The sequence below is a fragment of the Bradyrhizobium sp. HKCCYLS3070 genome (assembly GCF_051167575.1).
Taxonomy (GTDB): Bacteria; Pseudomonadota; Alphaproteobacteria; order Rhizobiales; family Xanthobacteraceae; genus Bradyrhizobium.
Genome location: NZ_JBNPTI010000001.1, coordinates 1,474,042 through 1,492,532 on the forward strand (window position 1 = coordinate 1,474,042; position 18,491 = coordinate 1,492,532).

Consider the following 18,491-nt stretch of genomic DNA (forward strand, 5'->3'; position numbering starts at 1 on the left):
TCTCTCGACGATATCTGGGTCAATGGCGCCGGTGCGCGTTGAGGCGGCGCTCGACCAGCATGGAGTAGCGTGACATGCCGAAACAGAAGGCGAAGTAGATCATTCCTGTGAAGGCAAAGCCGGTGAAAGCCGTGGTCGGTGTCGCCCAGACCGGATCGGCCAACGAAGCCTTGAGGCTGCCGAGCAAGTCGAACAGCGCCACGATCGAGACCAGCGAGGTATCCTTGAACAGCGAGATGAAGCTGTTGACGATACCGGGGATGACGTGGCGCAGCGCCTGCGGCAGCACGATGAAGCTCGTCGTCTTCCACCAGGACAGGCCGAGCGCGCTCGACGCCTCCGCCTGGCCGCGCGGAATGGCCTGCAGGCCGCCGCGGATCACCTCGGCCATGTAGGCGCCGGAGAACAGCGCAACGCCGATCAGCGCCCGTACCAGGCCGTCGACCCTGACATTGCCGGGCAGGAACAGCGGCAGCATGTAGGTGGCGAAGAACAGCACCGTGATCAGCGGCACGCCGCGCACCAGCTCGATGAAGGCGATCGAAAAGACGCGGATCAGCGGAATGGTCGAGCGGCGGCCGAGCGCAAGCGCAATGCCGATCGGCATCGACGCGACGATGCCGATCACCGAGACGACCAGCGTCACCAGCATGCCGCCCCACAGCCTTGTGTCGACGATGGGAAGGCCGCCGCGATCGAGGCCCATGATCGCAATGACGATGGCGATGCCGGCGAAGGTCGCGGCCGTGGCGATGACGCTGCGCAGCGCCCTGCTCCCGCCGCCGATGATGAACACCAGCGCGGTGACAATGATCGCGGAGAGCGCGAGATCATTCCACACGGGCTGGTGAGATTGCTGCAGTTCATTGCGGATCCAGACCAGCGGCCAGATCACGAGCGATGCGAGCGTTCCGATCAGCACGACCAGCTTGCCGAGCAGCCACAGCAGCATGCCGACCACCGGCACGTTATCGCCGGCGCGCACCAGCGCGTTACCGGCCGTATCGATGCTCTCGACGAACAGCTGGAGGGTGCCTGTGGTCCAGCTCACGCCGAAGCCCTCCAGCCCACCGCCATAGAGCAGGAAGAACGCGACCACCGGCAGCGCGAAGAAGAACAGACCCGCATTAAGGCCTTTGGCCGGCAGGCGCGGAATCAGCAGCGGCACGAGCAGCACCACCGCCAGCACATAGGTCAGATTGACGCGCCAGCGGTCGGCCTCCGGGTAGAAGCCGTACATGAACTGGCTGAACTTCGCCGAAATGTAGGGCCAACAGGCGCCGACCGGATGGCCGGCGTTCTGCGCCAGGCATGCATCGCGGTCCTTGCCGACCCACACCGCGTCGACCAGCAGGAACTTGACGGCCGGGATCACGGTGAACCAGATCAACAGCGCGCTCACCAGGGTGAGCAGGATATTGGTCGGCGAGTTCAACAGCCTCGTGCGGACGAAGCCGACGAAACCGGTCGTCTTGATGGGCGCCGGGCGTTCTCCGGCCATGTCCTGACGGATGAAGGTTGAGGCCGTGATGTCGGTCATGCGCCAAGTCTCTTCCCAAGCCGCCAGCTATAGAAGCTCATCATCGCGCTCGTAATCAGCGACAGCGCCAGATAGACGCCCATCGTGATTCCGATGATCTCGATGGCCTGCCCCGTCTGGCTCATCGTCGTGCCCGCGAACACCGACACGAGATCGGGATAACCGATAGCGACCGCGAGCGAGGAATTCTTGGTCAGGTTCAAATACTGGTTCGTCAGCGGCGGCAGGATGACGCGGAGCGCCTGTGGCACGACGATCAGGCGCAGCACGGTGCCGCGGCTCAGTCCAAGCGAGAGCCCCGCTTCCATCTGTCCCTTGTGGACCGAGAGGATTCCCGCCCGTACCACCTCGGCGATGAAAGACGCCGTGTACATGGTGAGCGCCAGGGTCAGCGCAACGAGCTCTGGAATGATGCGGGAGCCGCCGGCGAAGTTGAATCCCTTGAGCGCCGGCACCTCGAACGAAATCGGCACGCCGAACACGAGCATTGCAATTAGCGGCAGGCCGATCAGCAGCCCCAGCACGTAGGGCCAAATCCGGATCACATGGCCGCGCAAGAACAGCTCACGCCGCGCGTAATAGTGCAGACCGATCGAGACCACGATCGCCACACCGAGCACGATCGCGAACGGCGTGAAGCCGGGCTCCTCGATCGGGCGCGGAACGATGAAGCCGCGGTTGTTGAGAAAGAAGGTCGAGAAAAGAGAGATGCTCTGCCGCGGTCCGGGCAGAGCCGCCAACACCGCGAGATACCAGAACAGGATCTGGAACAGGAGAGGCAGGTTCCGGATCAGCTCGACATAGGCGCCGGAGACCCGCGAGAGCAATACGTTCGGTGACAAGCGGCCAAGCGCAACCAGAAAGCCAAGGATGGTCGCCAGCACGATACCGATGACGGAGACCAGCAGCGTGTTCAGCACGCCGACGATCAGCACGCGGCTGTAGCTGTCGGAGCCGGAGTAGCTGATCAGGGTCTGGTTGACGTCGAAGCCGGCCGTATTGTTGAGAAAGCCGAAGCCCGACGTGATCCGCTGGGTGGCGAGGTTGCTGCGTGCGTTGGCCACGATCTCGTAGCCAACCCACACCAGCACTGCGACGAACAGGATCTGGAGGATGATGCCGTTCCATCCTGCCTTGCCACCCAGCATACGCTTCAGCCGAAGCCCATATTGCGTAGGCGGTAACCTTGCTTCGATGCTCATTCGCCGCAGCCCCGCTATCGCGCAGTGATCAGCGGATCGGCGGCGCGTATTGCAGGCCGCCCTTGTTCCAGAGCTGGTTCAGACCGCGCGCGATCTGCAGCTTGGAGCCGGCGCCGACGTTGCGATCATACATCTCGCCGTAGTTTCCGACCGCTTTCACGATCCGGTAGAACCAGTCCTTGGTGAGGCCGAGCTGCTCGCCGAGATTGCCGTCGGTGCCGAAGGCGCGCTTGAACTCCGGCTTGTCCGACTTGGCCATTTCATCGACGTTCGCCTGCGTCACGCCGAGCTCCTCGGCCGTCACCAGCCCGAACAAGGTCCACTTGACGATGTCGAACCACTGGTCGTCGCCATGGCGGACCATCGGGCCCAACGGCTCCTTCGAGATCACTTCCGGCAGCACCACGTGATCGGCCGGATTGGCGAGCTTCAGCCGCTCGGCGTAGAGGCCGGAAACGTCGGTCGTGAAGACGTCGCAACGGCCAGATTCGTACGCCTTGATGGTCTCGTCTTGGCCGGCGAATGCGATCACCTCGTACTTCATCTTGTTGGCCTTGAAGTAGTCGGCGAGGTTCTGCTCAGTCGTCGTGCCGGTCTGCACGCAGATCGAGGCGCTGTTGAGCTCGAGCGCCGAATTGACCTTCAGGGCCTTCTTCACCATGAAGCCCTGGCCGTCGTAATAGGTCACGCCGGCGAAATTGGCGCCCAGCGAGGTGTCACGCGACAGGGTCCAAGTGGTGTTGCGCGACAGCACGTCGATCTCGCCCGACTGCAGTGCAGTAAAGCGATCCTTGGCGGACAGTGGAACGAACTTGACCTTGGTCGGATCGTTGAAGATCGCGGCGGCAATGGCGCGGCAAACGTCGACGTCGAGCCCGGTCCAGTTGCCCTTGTCGTCGGGCGCCGAGAAGCCAGGAAGGCCCTGGCTGACGCCGCAGGCGAGCATGCCGCGATCCTTGACGGTCTTGAGCGTTTCGGCCTGGGCGCCGACGCTCGCCAGCACCGGGGCGAGAGCAAGAGTAAGAGCCAGAGTGACGCGTTTCATAAATACAGCCTTTCGCGGGTCGTCCTTGGGGAGCGATGAATCTCAGCGCGTAGGAGGGGCCGACCTGAATCCGCCTCTGCAAACGCCATACCAAGAATATGGCGCGCGCCATGCACGACGGAGCCGTGCATGCGAGATGAAGCGGAAATCGCGGCAAGCCCCTCAACGTGCAGCGATCGAATTGCGCCGGCATCACAGAACGACTGGCGGTCCGGGTCAAGGGGTTGACGGGCCTGTTCTGCATTCTGTTATTAACGACCGCAGTGCGGCCTGATTTCCAGCTATCCCGGCAGGTTTAAAGAGAAAAGACACGCGAATGGCATCATCGAACGACCCCGCTGCGGCGGTGCGACAAAACGTCGAGACACGGCTGGTCACGGCGGGGCGGGACACGAAAGCGCAGCACGGATTCGTGAATCCTCCTGTCGTTCATGGTTCAACGGTCCTGTATCCAACGGCTGAAGATCTGCATGCACACCGCGGTGAATTCCAGTACGGCCGCCACGGCACCCCGACCACGAAGGCGCTGCAGCAAGTGCTGATGGCGCTCGAGGGGCCGCAATGCGCCGGCGTCGGCATCGCGCCGTCAGGCCTCGGCGCCATCTCGACCACCCTGCTGTCGGTGCTCAAGGCCGGCGACCACGTTCTGGTGTGCGATAGCATCTATCGTCCAACCCGAAATTTCTGCAACGGCATGCTGGCACGCTATGGCGTCGAGACGACCTATTTCGACCCCTTGATCGGCGCAGGAATTGAGCAACTGCTCAAACCGAATACACGCGCGGTGGTTGTCGAGGCGCCGGGCTCGCAGTCCTTCGAAATGCCGGACATCCCCGTCATTGCCGCGGTTGCGCATGCGCACGGCGCGCTGGTCATCGACGACAACACCTGGGCGACGCCGCTCTACCATCGCTCCCTCGATCAGGGCGTCGACATCAGCATGCAGGCGGCCACCAAATATATCGGCGGCCACTCCGACATCATGTTCGGGACGATTTCGGCCAATGCGAAGGCGTGGCCGCTGATCTCCGAGGGCATCCGCCTGCTCGGCGTCTGCGCCGGACCGGACGACGTGTTCCTGGCCTTGCGCGGCGTACGGACGCTTGGCGTGCGCCTGGCGCAGCATCACCGGTCAGGCCTGGAGATGGCGCGCTGGCTCGCCGCGCGTCCCGAGGTGATCGAGGTGCTGCATCCCGCGCTGGAAAGCCATCCGGGGCACGCGATCTGGAAGCGCGATTTCACCGGCGCCTCCGGCCTGTTCAGCATCGTGCTGCAACCAAAGGCGCAGGCCGCCGTCGACGCCATGCTCGACACGCTCACGCTGTTCGGCATGGGCTATTCCTGGGGCGGCTTCGAGAGCCTGGCGATCCCGTTCGACTGCGCGAGCTACCGTACGGCGACCACATGGGCACCCGGCGGTCCGACATTGCGGCTGCACATCGGTCTCGAGAATACCGAGGATCTCAAGGCCGATCTCGATCGCGGCTTTGCCGCGTTCAACGCCGCTTGACCACGCCTGCAGGGGCGGAGCGCCGCGCGATCGGGCAACCGGGGCCGCCAAATTGGCGTTGATCCCCGGCCGATTGGGCGTAGCCTTGGTCTGAAGACAAGCGGGAACGAACGGGAATCATGGTTCTGCTCGATCTGATGGGTGGCGTGGCGCTGCTGCTGTGGGGCCTTCACATGGTCCACAGCGGCATCCTGCGCGCCTTCGGCCCGGATCTCAGGCTGCTGCTGTCGCGAGCGCTGCGGAACCGTTTCAGCGCCCTCGCGGCCGGACTCGGCCTCACCGCGCTTCTCCAGAGCAGCACGGCAACGGCGCTCATCACCACCTCCTTTGCTGCGGAAGGCCTCGTCGGCCTGATCCCCGCGATGGCGATCATGCTGGGCGCCAATATCGGCACCACGCTGATCGTCCAGGTGCTGTCGTTCAACGTCGCGGCCGTCGCGCCGATCCTGTTCGTGCTCGGCCTGGTGGCGTTCCGCAGCGGGCCGCGATCGCGCATCAAGGATCTCGGCCGGGTGTCGATCGGCCTCGGCCTGATGCTGCTGTCGCTCCATATCCTGATCGACACGCTCGCGCCGGCCGAGGAGGCGCCGGCGATGCGCGTGTTCATGCAGGCGATCACCGCCGACGTCACGCTGTGCATCATCTTCGGCGCCGCCGTCACCTGGATCGTGCATTCCAGCGTCGCGAGCGTGCTGCTGGTGATGTCGCTGGCCTATGCGCATTTCATCACGGCCGATGCGGCCATGGCACTGGTGCTCGGGGCCAATCTCGGCAGCGCCGTCAACCCGGTGTTCGAGGGCGCCCGGCGCGACAATCCCGCGAGCTATCGCCTGCCCGTCGGCAATCTCCTCAACCGCATCATCGGCGTCGCGCTGATCGCACCCTTCCTGCATCCGCTCGCGGCTCAGCTGCAGCAATGGCAGCCGGATCTGTCGAAGCTGACCGCGCAGTTTCACATGGCATTCAACCTCGGCACGGCGCTGGTCTTCATCGGTCTGCTCGGCAGCATCGAGAAGCTGCTCGTCAGACTGTTCCCCGACCGCCCGGCCGAAGTCGATCCCGCCAAGCCGCGCTACCTCGACGAGACCGCGCTGGAGACACCGTCGCTGGCGCTTGCGGACGCGGCGCGCGAGGCGCTGCGCATGGGCGATCTGGTCGAGACCATGTTGCGCAATGTCATGACCGCGATGATGACCAACGACCGTGGCCTCGTGGATCAGGTGTCACGCGCGGACAATGTCGTCGACCGGCTCGACGAAGCCATCAAGCTTTACATCACCAAGCTGACGCGGGGCAGCCTGGACGATCGCGAGGGCAAGCGGGCGATGGAGATCATCTCCTTCGCGATCAACCTCGAACACATCGGCGACATCATCGACAAGAACCTGAGCGAGCTCGCGACCAAGAAGATCAAGCGCAGGTTCCAGTTCTCCGCGGAGGGCGCCGACGAGTTGCAGGCCTTTCACCGCCAGATCATGGAGGCGCTCCGCGTCGCGTTCGGCATCTTCATGTCCGGCGATGCGCAGCAGGCGCACCAATTGCTCGATCAGAAAGCCGAGCTCCGCAACGCCGAGCTCGGCGCGACCGAGCGGCACCTCGAACGTCTGCGCGACGGCCGCTCGGAGACGCTCGAAACCACCTCACTGCATCTCGACGTGCTGCGTGACCTCAGGCGGATCCACTCGCACATCTGCTCGGTCGCCTATCCCGTGCTGGATGCCGCCGGCGAGATTGCGACGCGCCGCGGCGAGGCAGCTGACAGCGTGGCGACGACCGTGCCCGTGCCCGTGCCCCTGCCCCCGTCCTCGGCCCGGCCGCTGCCGCGCTGAGGCGCAGGACGGCCCCACGAACGGGCGACGGCACATCCGCCTTGTGAACCTGAAGCCCGCTCCGGTCAATTGCTCAGCGTTTGCGACTCGCGCTGACGGTTCTTGAAGATCAGCATCACGTTGCGGACGTAGATGATGTTCGACAGCAACTGGCCGAAGATGATGACCGGCTCGCGCTTGACGAGACCATAGATCAGCGTCATGAGGCCGCCGCCGATCGAGAAGAACCAGAAGGCAAGGGGCACCACGCTCTTGCCCGCGCGCTCGCTGGCGATCCACTGCACAAGGAAGCGCGCGGCGAAGGCCAGTTGGGCGGCGAGGCCGAACACCAGCCAGAAATCAAATTTGGCGATGAAGATGTCGTAGAGATAGTTGCTGAACGCCTGCCCGAATTGAATCAGCATTACTTTACCTCGATCACAACCGGCGTCGGCTTCTTGCGGCGGATCAGCCACCACACGCCGGCGAGATCCATGATCCCGATCCAGAGCCGGTCGAAGAACCCGTAGTTCGAGACACCGGAGTGCCGGGGTCGATCTGTCACGTCGATGTAGGCGATGTCGTAGCCCTCACGCCGCACCAGGGCGGGAAGGAAGCGGTGCAGACCATCGAAATACGGCATCATCAGGAAGACGTCGCGGCGGACCGCCTTGAGGCCGCAGCCGGTATCGCGGGTGCCGTCATGCAGCACCGCATTGCGGATCTTGTTGGCAAGCCGCGATTGCAGTTTCTTGAAGCCGGTGTCCTTGCGACCGACGCGCTGGCCTGCGACGAGGCCGACACCCGCCCCGCCCTTTTCGAGCGCAGCGATGAGGTCGGGCAGGAAAGCGGGATTGTTCTGCCCGTCGCCGTCCAGCGTCGCAACCATCGCGCCGTGGGCCGCGCGGATGCCGCTTCTCACGGCCGCCGATTGCCCGGACGACTTCTCATGGCGCAGCACGCGCAGGTTCGGCCGCCGCGCCATCTCCTCGGCGAGCCGTTGCGCGGTGTCATCGGTCGAGCCGTCGTTGACGTAGATGATCTCATAGGCCCAGAGACCGTCGAGCGCGGCCGCGATCTCGGTGATCAGGGGCGTGATGTTGCCGGCCTCGTTGCGCACGGGAACGACGATGGAGACGGCAACGGGGGTTTCGGTCGACAAGATGAGACTCGCGATGGCGTGACTGGACCGGTTCCTGCCCCGGGCGATGCGGCGGAGGCTTATTATGGGGCTTGGGGCCGCCTATCAACCCCTTTAGCGCGGTACGATTTGGCCGTCCTTGCCCAGGCGGAAGCCCAGCCGTCGTGCTGCGAACCAGTAGCGGACCAGCATGGCGCAGGCCAATCCGACCACGGCGCCGGCGACCACATCGCTTGGATGATGCGCCAGCAGCACCAGCCGACTCAGGGCAATCACGACGGCATAGATGAACATTGGTATCCGCAGCCGCGACCAGACGGCCGCAATGGCGAATGCGAGCGCGAAGGCGGTCACCGCATGCGCCGACGGCATGCTGAAATAGGCCGGCGTGCCGTTGAAGGGTTCGAAATTGAACGCATTGGCCTTGCCGCCGACGAAGGGACGGCCGCGCCCGATGATGTATTTCAACACCTGGGCCGATAGCACGGAGAGCAGAACCGCGAAGAAGAAAAACTGAACATGCGTCGCAAAGTTCAGAAGCCGGCTGCGCGAAGCCTCAGGCCACAACGGCGCGATCAGGATCGTCGCGACGACCCCCACTGCCAGCAGTCCCAGCACGTATTCGTCCTGGCCGAATTCGGTGATGATGCGCACCGGCCACAGGCTCGGTGTTCCACGCGCTGGCATCAGCCCGATTTCGTAGGCATCGAAGGTGAACATCAGCATCAAGACTACACTCAGGCCGATGGCACCGAGCAGGAGAAGCTCGCGTCGCAGGCGTTGCCGGCCCGCAGCGTCCGGCGCGGTCTGCGGCCGCCGAACCAGCCGGCCGAACGAGAATTTGCCGACCAGCGCGAGCTGGGCGAGATAGCCTGACGACAGCGAGGGCGTGTCTGGCGCCGACATCTACTCGGTGCCTTCCGAACGATAGATCGCAATCGAGACCGGGCGGCCTTGCGAGATGTTGTAGCCGTCGATGCGCTTGGCGACGTTGTAGCGCAGCCCGATGGCCTCGGCGCGCTGCACGAACGCCCGTTCGGTGCGCTGCTCGACAAGCGCGAAGCGGCACGTGCCATGGTTGAGGAAGTCGGCCGCCCCCGAGCCGTCGGTGAGCTGTGTCGAGGTTCCTGTCATGAACACGAGGCTAGGTTCGTGGAAACCTGCCGCTGCCGCCTTCGGCCCGACGCAGACCACGTTGCGCAGCGCGCGCGCAATCTCCGCGCTGGGAAACAGCGGTGTCAGCGCCGGCAGCACGGCGCCATACACCACGAACGCCAGGAACATCGCCGCCACGCCGGCATTCAAGAGCGAGCGCTCGGCACGGCCGTCGTCATAGAGCCACCAGGCGAACAGGCCGAAAATCAGCGACGCCGCCACGAACGGCCAGGCCAGGAACACCGGCTGGTGCGTGACGATGATGGCGCCGATCACGGCCACCACCGATGTGATGGCGGGAATCGCGAACCACCAGGCGGCGCCGCGCCGCAGCCAGTTGCGCGCCAGCACCCGCCGCTCCAGCGCGCCCACGGTGAGGATGGCGATTGCCGGATAGAGCGGCAGCACATAATGCGGCAGCTTGGTCAGGACGGCCTCGAACACGACCCAGGACGGCAGCAGCCAGGCCAGCAGGAACTGCGCCCCCGGCTCGCGCCGCGCGCGCCAGACGGCGGGGGCTGCCATGGCGGCCAGCGGCGCGCCGGGCCAGAAGGTGATGAACAACAGCAGCAGATAGAGGCCCGGCGGTGCGCCGTGCGACTCCTGGGCGCCGATCTTGCTCAGCATGTCGCCGCCGACGGAATCGGCGAAGAAGGTGTCGCCGGCGCGCAGGAAGATCAGCACGAACCAGGGCAGCACCAGCACCAGCATCCACATCAGTCCCCATAGAGGGCGCAGACGCGATAGCCAGCCAGCACCGCGATCCATGATCGCCAGCGCCGCGATCGTCAGTCCCGCGAACATCAGGATCAGCGGGCCCTTGATCAGGATGCCGCCGGCGAGCGCCGTCCAGAAGATCGCAGGCGGTCCCCACGGTGGATGCACCGGATCCTCGCCGCGCTGCCACGACAGATAGACGCGGGCCAGCGCACCCATCGCAGCCACCACGGTGAATAGCAGCATCGCGTCGGTCTTGGCGAGCCGGGCTTCCGCCCCGAGCAGCACCGAGCAGCACATCAGCAGGGCGGCGAACACGGCGCCGCGCCGTGTCACGAAGGAGAGCGCGGTCCAATAGGTCAGCAGCACCGCGCCGATCGCACCGATCAGCGAGGGAATGCGGTAGACCCAGATGCGCAGCTGCGCACGCGGCAGACCGATCGCCGACGCCGTCTCGACCGCAGCCGATTGCAACCAGTAGATGCCGACCGGCTTCTTGTAGCGCACGTCGTCCTGGAAGCGGATATCGACGTAATCGCCGCTCTCGACCATCTGTTTGGTCGCCTGGGCGAAGCGCGCCTCGTCGCGATCGATCGGCGGGATGGTGAAGAAGCCCGGCAGGAACAACAGCAGCCCGCAGACGAGCAGGAACGCCACCGCCCTGGTGTGGCTCACGGTGACGACATCGATCATCCGCACCAGCCGATTGCCTGGATTGACCAGGTTCTTCGGCTCGCGCGGCTCTCCAAAACGGGGGCGGGCAAAGGTCTCGACCATGGGGTTCCGAATACGCTGAAACCGCTATGTCGACAACCGCTTAGCGAACCCTCACTGGATTCTGACCACAACTGTGTCCGCAGCGCCCGTGGCATCGATCACGGTGAGGCGGGCAAAGCCCGGCCCGGGCGGATCGATCAGGCGCTGGCGCCGGCTGTCGATCTCGCCGACGGCTAGTCCATTGACCAGCATGGTCAGCGGCAGCACGCCCCCGGACACTTTCACCGGCATCACCGACGCCTCGGGACCGGCGGACCGGTCGACATCGATGCGGGAGCCGTTCAGCGGGAACTGAATGTGCGGCGCCTGCTCCGCGCCGGTCCGCACCAGTTCTCCGACCGGCCGGAACCGGCGCAGGGGCAGCGGCAACTTTGAATTGCTGGCGACAAGCGCACCCTTGGGCGGCTTTGGCAGTGTCACCGGCAGCTTGCCGCTGCGGGCAAAAGCGTCGAACAGGATCGGCGCCGCGGCGACGCGGCCGATCAGGCCGGGCACCGGCGCGCCGTCGGGCCTGCCGACCCAGACACCGATCGTCACGCGGCCGTCGAAACCGACCGACCAGGCGTCGCGATAGCCGTAGCTGGTACCGGTCTTGAAGGCGATCCGGTTGCGGGCTGCGTTTTCCGGCGGCGGGGTCCCCAGCAGCACGTTGCCGACCTGCCAGGCGGCCGCCGAATCCATCAGCCGCAACGGCTCGCGGGCATCGTCGGTGCCCTCCCCGGTCATGATCTCACGCAGCGGCCTGGTGGTGCCCAGGCGCGGGAATCCGGCATAGAGCTGGGCGAGGTCCTGCAGGGTCACGCCGACGCCGCCGAGGCCCATGGCAAGGCCTGGGGCTTCGTCCTTCGGCAGCACCAAATTGCCGCCGGCCTGTTTCAGTCGCGACGACAGCCGGCTGGCGCCGACACGATCGAGCAGCACGATGGCGGGAACGTTCAGGGACAGTTGCAGCGCCTTGCGCACCGGCACCGTGCCCTGGAACGTCATGTCGAAATTTTCCGGCGCGTAGGAGCCGAAGCGCACCGGGCGGTCCTCGATGAGGCTCTCCGGGTGCACGAAGCCGTCCTCGAAGGCGAGCCCATATATGAACGGCTTCAGGGTCGATCCTGGCGAACGCACCGCGCGGGTCATGTCGACCTGCCCTGCCCGCTTCTCGTCGAAATAGTCGGCCGATCCGACATGGGCGAGCACGTCGCCGCTGTCATTGTCGACCACGATGATGCCGACCGAGACGTTCGGTCCCAATGCGATGGCGCGATCGCGCGCCAGCGGCTCCAGCACCTTCTGCAGCGAGGCGTCCAGCGTAAGGCGGATGATCGGCTGATCCTTGACGGTCGCCGAGGCCTGGTCGGCAGCATGCGGCGCCAGGATCGGCATCGGCTGGCGGAAGGCCGGCACGGCTTGCGCCTTCGCCTGCGCCGCGTCCTCGGCGGAGATCACGTTCTCCGACACCATGCGGTCGAGAACGCGGTCGCGGCCGCGTCGAGCGGCCTCGGGATGCCGGTCGAGCCGCCGCGTCTCCGGTGACTGCGGCAGCGCCACCAAGAGTGCCGCTTCCGCCAGTGACAGCCGCTTCGGCTCCTTGCCGAAATACGCGATCGAGGCGGCGCGGATGCCTTCGAGATTGCCGCCATAGGGCGCGAGCGTCAGGTAGAGATCGAGGATCTCGTCCTTGCTCAGCTCATGCTCGAGCTCGAGCGCGCGCACGATCTGCCTGAGCTTGGCGTGCAGCGAGCGCTGCCGCCTGGGCTCGAGCAGCCGCGCCAGCTGCATCGTGATGGTCGAGCCGCCCGACACGATGTGGCCGTGCGCGCCGAGCTGGATCGTGGCGCGCGCCAGCGCGCGGGGGTCGACGCCGTGATGGTCGTAGAAGCGCTGGTCCTCATAGGCGAACAGCAGTTTCAAATAGGTCGGATCGACGTCCTTCTTCGCGCTGACCGGCAGCCGCCAGCGCCCATCCGCCATCGCATAGGCGCGCAGCAGCTTGCCGTGGCGGTCGACGACGGTGGTGGACACGGCTTTGGCCTCGCGCAGCGGCAGGGGGCCGAGGGAGATGGTGTAGGCGGTGAAGGCAAGGATGACTGCGACGAACAAGAACAGCGCGCCCGCGAGCGGCCGTTTGACGCTCCGCCATCTCCTCGGGTCATGGCCGGGCTTGTCCCGGCCAGCCGCGCCTTCGTCGCCGCGAGCGATGGATGCCCGGGTCAAGCCTGGGCATGACGGAGTGTGCGGCACCGTCCGGCCACCCAACTCACGATCACTCGTTCCACCCTCGCTCATTTCGCCGCGCGGACCTCCACGGAGCCCGTACCGGTCCGACCATAGCGTGAGGGATTGTACATGTCTTCGACATAGGCCTGTGGCAGCACGTATTTGCCCGGCGACACCGCCCGCACCACATAGGCGACCGTGAACACGGACTTGGAATCCGCGGCGCGGTCGAGCGCGGCGGTGAAGCGGTCGTCGCGGAACTCGGTATTGACCGGCTCCTGGCCGTCCTCGATCCAGTCGAGCGTGCCGCTGTCGCCCGACGACACCAGATGCGGATTGTCGATCTCCAGCCCCGCCGGTAGATAGTCGGACACCATGATGTGCCCGTATTCCGGCTTGGCCTCGGTGACCTTCAGCACGACAGCGAAACGGTCGTTCTGCTTCGCGGTTCTGATATCGGCCGGCTTGCCGTCGAGCGTGTAGTAGCCACGCTCGATCTTGAAGCCGTTCGATGCCGCCGGCTCCGGCGTCAGCGGCGAGCCGGAGACGGAGACCACCGCCTGCACCGGCGCATCACCGGTGTTGGTGATCTTCAGCGGCTGGCCTGAGAGCTCAGCCGCCTTGTAGCTGCGGTACAGCGCCTGCTTCACCGCCTGCCCGTTGACATCGAGCGTCAGCGTCTCCTTGGCGAGCGCACGCGCCGCCAGCACCATCCACGCATTCTCCTGCGTCGAGGTGTACGGCGTCAGGCCACGCGCTGCCTCGACGCGGGTCACCGCCTGCGTCAGCGTCGCGCGCGGCGCATTGCCTTCGCCGGCCAGTGACACCAATGCCGCCGCATCACGCAGGTCGGAGCCGTAATCGGTGCGGCCGAACACCAGCACCGGCTTCGGCGCGAGGCTGTCGGCGGCTGCCGCATAGACCCGCTCGGCGCGGGCGCGGTCGCCGACCAGCGCGAGCGCCGCGGCGAGCTGCGCCTTGGCAATTGGAGTTGCGAGATTGCCGAGCTTGGTGTCGGCGAGATAGCGCAGGTCGCCGATCGGCGCCGCGCCGTTGCGCGCGAGCACGTAGAGGCCGTAGGCGAGATCGCGGCCGCCGCTCTTCTCTGGCTCCTCGGCATTGACCACCGAGTTCCTGACGCGGTCGAGCGCGCTCTTGAACAGCACGTCCGGCACGGCAAAGCCCTTTTCGCGGGCGCGGGTCAGGAAATCCGTCACGTAGGCATCGAGCCAGGGATCGTCGCCGCCGGCCGACCACAGGCCGAACGAGCCGTTGGAGCCCTGACGCGCCAGCAAGCGGTCGATCGAGTCGCGGATGCGCTGGTCGACCTCGGTGTCCATCGCGAGATGCGCGCCGGCTGCGAGCTCGTTGACATAGAGCAGCGGCATCGCGCGGCTGGTGATCTGCTCCGAGCAGCCATGCGGATAGCGGTCGAGCGCCTTGAGGATGGTTGCCGCATCGAGCGCGGTCGACAGTCCCGCCGACAGCGACACCGTACCGGTGCCCGCCACGAGATCATTGAACATGTCCGATGTCAGCGTCAGGCTCTCGCCCTTCGCGAGCGTGCGGATCGAGCGCCGCGCCAGCACCTGGGTCGCCGGCTTGACGTCGAGCTGATAGTGCCGCGCCAGCGCCAGCCCGTTGGGGCCCTTGATATCGACGTCGAGCTGCGCCGTACCGGTGCCGCTGGCATCCAGCGGCAGCGTCGACGACGCCCGCTGCTTGGCGGCGAGCTTCAGCGTGACGTTGGCATTGCCGGAGACCTTGACCGGGCCGCTGGCCTTGACGCCGACGACATAGTCGCCGGGCGCGCCCTCGACGTTATCGAGGTCGAACGACAGCGTGCCGCGGTCGCCGCTCAGCAAAAAGCGCGGCAAGGTCGCGGTCAACACCACCGGATCGCGCACGGTGACGTCGACATTCGCCCGGCCGACTTTCGTGGCGCTCCATGCGACCGCCATCACCCGCGCAGTTCCTGCGAACTCCGGAATATCGAAGCTGACCTCGACGGTGCCATCGGGCCCGACGGTCACGATGCCCGAATACAGCGCCAGCGGCTTCTGCGTCGGCGGCGAGCCTTGCAGCTCGGCTCCGCCACTGTCACCGCCCGAGCGGATCTGGCCGCGCGTGCCCTGCATGCCGTCGATCAGCTGGCCATAGAGGTCGCGGATCTCCGCGGAGAGCTGGCGCTGGCCGAGATAGTAATCGTCGGGCGCCGGCGGCTTGTAGTTGGTGAGGTTGAGAATGCCGACATCGACCGCCGCGATCACGATCTTGGCGTCCTCGCCGGGATTGAGCCCGCCGACCTTGACCGGAATCTTCAACGCCGAGCCCGGACGTACCAGCGCAGGCGGCGTCAGAGCCGCGTTGAGCGTGCGCGCTGATTTGTCGATGCCGAACCAGGCGACGCCGAGCGCGCGGCCCGGCATGCGCTGCGCGGCCGCATCGAGCGGACGGCGCAACGTCGTGACGACATAGGCGCCGGTGCCCCAGTCCTTGCCGACCGCAAGCTTGACTTGGTTGGTACCTTCCTTGACCTCGGTGGTCTGCGTCGTCAGTAGCCGGTCGCCGAGCACGTTGACCGTCAGCTTGCCGGCAGTGCGCGCATTGACCGTCACGATCATGCTCTCGCCGGACTGGTATTGCGGCTTGTCGAGCGAGGTCTCCAAGAGATCCGGCGTGTCGGCGCTGCCGTCGGTGTACCAGCCGACATCGAACTGCAGCGACGTCACCGGGCCGTCGGCATCCGCCGACTTGACGTCGAGGCGATAGCGCCCGGCCTCCGGCTGGAAGCTCAGCCGCGCCGGCTTGTTGGCTGATATCGTGACGTCGCCGTCGCCGACGCGCCGCGTCGATTTCACCGGCTCATACTCCCAATAGGAGTTCTGCCGGTACCACTGGTAGCGCGACTCGATCTTCAGCAGCTCATAGCGCAGCCCGCTTCGCGCCAGCGTCTTGCCCTCCGGCGAGACGAACACGACGTCGAACTCGGCCTTGTCGCCCTCGCCGACGCTCTTGCCGGAGAACGACGGCTTGATGCCGATCTGCGCCGCCTTGGGCGCCACGGGGAGCACCAGCTTGCGCTCGACGGCGCGGCCGCCGGTCTCAGCCAGGCGCACATAGATCTGCGCCTCCTGCGGCCGGCTGGAGGACGGCGGCTTGGGCAGGCTCACCGGGAACGTCGCCGCCCCCTTCTCGTCCGTTTCCGGCATGCCTTCGATCGGGGTGCGCTCGTTGGAGGCGCTCTCCTCGTCGGCGACGCCGAACTGGTAGCCCGGGAACCCCGGCCGCTCGGGCGCGGTCGTCACCAGCAGGTCGCCCTCGAGCTGCAGGCCGGAGGCCGGCGCACCGTAGAGGAAATGGCCGTCGACCTTCACCTCCACCGGAGTCTCAGCCTTGATCTGCTTGTCCTTGGAGCTCAAATCGAATTCCAGCCGCTCGGGGACGTAATCCTCGACCATGAAGGTGGTCTCGCCGACCGCCGTCCCCTTTGGGTCGGTGAAGGCGCGCACGCGGTAGGTGCCGGTCGGCACCGCCGAGTTCAGCGCCACGCTGAACGAACGGCCGCCGGCGCCCTGGTCCGGCAGCACCGCGCGGCGAAACTCGACGCCGTCGGGACGCTCGACGACCAGCGTCAGCGGCGTGCCGGTCATGGCATTGCCCTTGCCGTCGCGCAGCAGCGCGGTGAGGTAGACCGTCTCGTTGGAGCGGTAGACGCCGCGCTCGGAATAGACGAAAGCGTCCGGCCCCGTGGGCGCTTCGCGCCCGGCGACGCCGCGATCGGACAGGTCGAAGGCTGACGTCTTCAGGCTGAGGAAGGCATAGTCGGTCTTCTCGCCCGACACGGTCAGCATCGCCGGCGACAGCCCGCCCTCGCCACGCGCCAGGCCCGTCTCGAACAGCACGTGGCCGGCGTCGTCGGTCTTGCGCGTCGCGAGGATCTCGTTGTTGCGCGCCACCAGCCGCACCTCGGCGCGCGCGACCGGATCAGTCGAGGCCAGCGAATTGACGAACACGTGAATGCCGTCATTGCCGGAGAACGCGGCGACTCCGAGATCGGAGACGATGAACCATTGCGTCGCGAGTTGGCCGCCGTCCTCGTCATTGCCGCTCGTCGGCCCCTTCGGCGCCGCCGTCATCACATACACGCCGGGCTGCATGTCGCTCAGCGCCTGATCGACCGGGAAGGCCGTGGTGACGTCCTGGTTCAGGGTCATCGCGGTCGACAGCTCGCCGCTCCACACCTTCATGCCGCGCTCATTGCCGAGATCGGTGAGCTGATAGCTCGACAGCGGCCGCTGGAAGTCGCTGTCGATGACGGTGTTGATCAAATTGCGGTCGCCGATCCGGAACACGTTGACGGTGACCGCCGGCGTGTTGACGCTGACCAGCGGAATGCCCTTCTGCCCGATGCGCGGCAGCACATAGGCCTTGCCGGTGAAGCGCACGAACGGCTTGCGGTCGCGAACATAGATGTTGAACTCGGCCGATTTCGGCAGGCTCTCCTTGACGCCCGACGGCAGCCCGGCGCGCAGATTGATGTTGTAGCGCTCGCCGTGCTTGAGACCCTCGACGCAGAGCTGCTTGTCCTCCGAGGTCAGCGCCGGCTTGTCATTGCCGGCCTGGGCCACGAACGGCGAGAAGTCGGTGCGCTTGGCGAGATCCTCGGAGAACTGGAAGCAGGCGCGCGGGCTCGCCGAGTCCGAATCCACGGTGTAGTCGAGCAGCTTGAAGCCGTGCTCGTCGCGCATCCGCTCATACTGCCCACGGACATCGGCCACCTCACGCAGCTCGAGCGACATCCTGAGCGTATCCAGCGCTGGCCGCCACAGCTTGCGCTCGGCCATGGTCTTGCCGAGCACGGCCAGCGCATCCGCCTCCTCGCCGGCATTTCCGGCGCGCTGATAGGCGATGTAGGCCGCCGTCGAGGCCCGCTCCAGGAGGAAGGTCTGCTCCGACGGATTGATCGGCTTGATCTGGTTGAGCACGGTGCGCGCCAGCCGCAGCCAGTTACCGGAATCATCCGGCGCAGCGGTCGCGATCTGCCCGAGGATCTGCAGGCCGGTCCGTAGGTCGTTCCGCCGCAGCGCCGCGTCGGCATCGGTGCGAAGCGTCGCCAGCGGCTTGTTCACCGCCCCCGCCTCGCTCTTGATCTGCGCCTCCAGCTTGATCGCGGCATCGGCGAGGTCGTCGCGCTTGAACGCCTTGTCGGCGGCGTGGGCAGAAGCAAGACCGAGCGCCATGATGGCGCAGAGGACGGCGGCGCGAACCAGACCGATCATGGGGCAGCTCCTTGGACGGCGATTGGGGCGGCTGTTCCGGACACGCGGAGAGATGTCCGTGTTTGGCCGATTCGTGGCGAGAATGGACGCGAAATGGTGACGG

11 protein-coding genes are annotated in these 18,491 nt (G+C 66.0%); 2 read left to right on the forward strand and 9 right to left on the reverse strand.

What is annotated here, in order from left to right; all coding sequences use genetic code 11:
* Positions 1 to 19 precede the first annotated feature (19 nt).
* From ACQR03_RS06915 to ACQR03_RS06925, 3 genes are read right to left on the reverse strand one after another with little or no spacing between them, the layout of a single operon-like run.
* Positions 20 to 1,540, reverse strand: coding sequence for an amino acid ABC transporter permease (locus ACQR03_RS06915; protein WP_315751098.1), 1,521 nt, complete (start codon positions 1,538 to 1,540; stop codon positions 20 to 22).
* Complete coding sequence (locus tag ACQR03_RS06920) at positions 1,537 to 2,742, reverse strand: amino acid ABC transporter permease (protein WP_315751097.1); 1,206 nt, start codon at positions 2,740 to 2,742, stop codon at positions 1,537 to 1,539. Before ACQR03_RS06920 ends, ACQR03_RS06915 begins: the two co-directional genes overlap by 4 nt.
* A 28-nt stretch (positions 2,743 to 2,770) precedes the next feature.
* Positions 2,771 to 3,787, reverse strand: coding sequence for an amino acid ABC transporter substrate-binding protein (locus ACQR03_RS06925; protein ID WP_315711846.1), 1,017 nt, complete (start codon positions 3,785 to 3,787; stop codon positions 2,771 to 2,773).
* Positions 3,788 to 4,103: 316 nt separating this feature from the next.
* Here ACQR03_RS06925 and metC point away from each other — a divergent pair, with 316 nt between their 5' ends.
* Positions 4,104 to 5,297, forward strand: coding sequence for a cystathionine beta-lyase (gene metC, locus ACQR03_RS06930; RefSeq protein WP_315711845.1), 1,194 nt, complete (start codon positions 4,104 to 4,106; stop codon positions 5,295 to 5,297).
* Positions 5,298 to 5,416: 119 nt separating this feature from the next.
* Entirely contained in the window at positions 5,417 to 7,126 is a 1,710-nt protein-coding gene (locus tag ACQR03_RS06935; RefSeq protein WP_315751096.1) for a Na/Pi cotransporter family protein, read from the forward strand.
* 65 nt (positions 7,127 to 7,191) lie between these two features.
* On the opposite strand, the gene ACQR03_RS06940 is transcribed toward ACQR03_RS06935, so the two are convergent.
* From ACQR03_RS06940 to ACQR03_RS06965, 6 genes are all read right to left on the reverse strand, one after another.
* Positions 7,192 to 7,530: a lipid-A-disaccharide synthase N-terminal domain-containing protein gene (locus ACQR03_RS06940; protein ID WP_172109779.1), complete on the reverse strand. Its 339-nt coding sequence runs from the start codon at positions 7,528 to 7,530 to the stop codon at positions 7,192 to 7,194.
* On the reverse strand, positions 7,530 to 8,267 hold the full coding sequence (locus ACQR03_RS06945) for a glycosyltransferase family 2 protein (RefSeq protein ID WP_315711843.1): 738 nt from the start codon (positions 8,265 to 8,267) through the stop codon (positions 7,530 to 7,532). Before ACQR03_RS06945 ends, ACQR03_RS06940 begins: the two co-directional genes overlap by 1 nt.
* Positions 8,268 to 8,360: 93 nt before the next feature.
* Positions 8,361 to 9,152: a phosphatase PAP2 family protein gene (locus tag ACQR03_RS06950; protein ID WP_315751095.1), complete on the reverse strand. Its 792-nt coding sequence runs from the start codon at positions 9,150 to 9,152 to the stop codon at positions 8,361 to 8,363.
* Positions 9,153 to 10,895 (reverse strand): ArnT family glycosyltransferase, encoded by a 1,743-nt coding sequence (locus tag ACQR03_RS06955; protein ID WP_315751093.1) that lies wholly within the window; start codon positions 10,893 to 10,895, stop codon positions 9,153 to 9,155.
* A gap of 51 nt (positions 10,896 to 10,946) precedes the next feature.
* Positions 10,947 to 13,175, reverse strand: a complete 2,229-nt coding sequence (gene pbpC / locus ACQR03_RS06960) for a penicillin-binding protein 1C (RefSeq protein ID WP_315751092.1) — start codon at positions 13,173 to 13,175, stop codon at positions 10,947 to 10,949.
* Positions 13,172 to 18,388, reverse strand: a complete 5,217-nt coding sequence (locus ACQR03_RS06965; protein ID WP_315751090.1) for an alpha-2-macroglobulin family protein — start codon at positions 18,386 to 18,388, stop codon at positions 13,172 to 13,174. Before ACQR03_RS06965 ends, pbpC begins: the two co-directional genes overlap by 4 nt.
* Positions 18,389 to 18,491: the final 103 nt, after the last annotated feature.

Excerpts from the sequence above, each read along its gene's own strand:
- ACQR03_RS06915 (WP_315751098.1), bottom strand. The coding sequence starts at position 1,540 with ATGACCGACATCACGGCCTCAACCTTCATCCGTCAGGACATGGCCGGA.
- ACQR03_RS06920 (WP_315751097.1), bottom strand. The coding sequence starts at position 2,742 with ATGAGCATCGAAGCAAGGTTACCGCCTACGCAATATGGGCTTCGGCTG.
- ACQR03_RS06925 (WP_315711846.1), bottom strand. The coding sequence starts at position 3,787 with ATGAAACGCGTCACTCTGGCTCTTACTCTTGCTCTCGCCCCGGTGCTG.
- metC (WP_315711845.1), top strand. The coding sequence starts at position 4,104 with ATGGCATCATCGAACGACCCCGCTGCGGCGGTGCGACAAAACGTCGAG.
- ACQR03_RS06935 (WP_315751096.1), top strand. The coding sequence starts at position 5,417 with ATGGTTCTGCTCGATCTGATGGGTGGCGTGGCGCTGCTGCTGTGGGGC.
- ACQR03_RS06940 (WP_172109779.1), bottom strand. The coding sequence starts at position 7,530 with ATGCTGATTCAATTCGGGCAGGCGTTCAGCAACTATCTCTACGACATC.
- ACQR03_RS06950 (WP_315751095.1), bottom strand. The coding sequence starts at position 9,152 with ATGTCGGCGCCAGACACGCCCTCGCTGTCGTCAGGCTATCTCGCCCAG.
- ACQR03_RS06955 (WP_315751093.1), bottom strand. The coding sequence starts at position 10,895 with ATGGTCGAGACCTTTGCCCGCCCCCGTTTTGGAGAGCCGCGCGAGCCG.
- pbpC (WP_315751092.1), bottom strand. The coding sequence starts at position 13,175 with ATGAGCGAGGGTGGAACGAGTGATCGTGAGTTGGGTGGCCGGACGGTG.
- ACQR03_RS06965 (WP_315751090.1), bottom strand. The coding sequence starts at position 18,388 with ATGATCGGTCTGGTTCGCGCCGCCGTCCTCTGCGCCATCATGGCGCTC.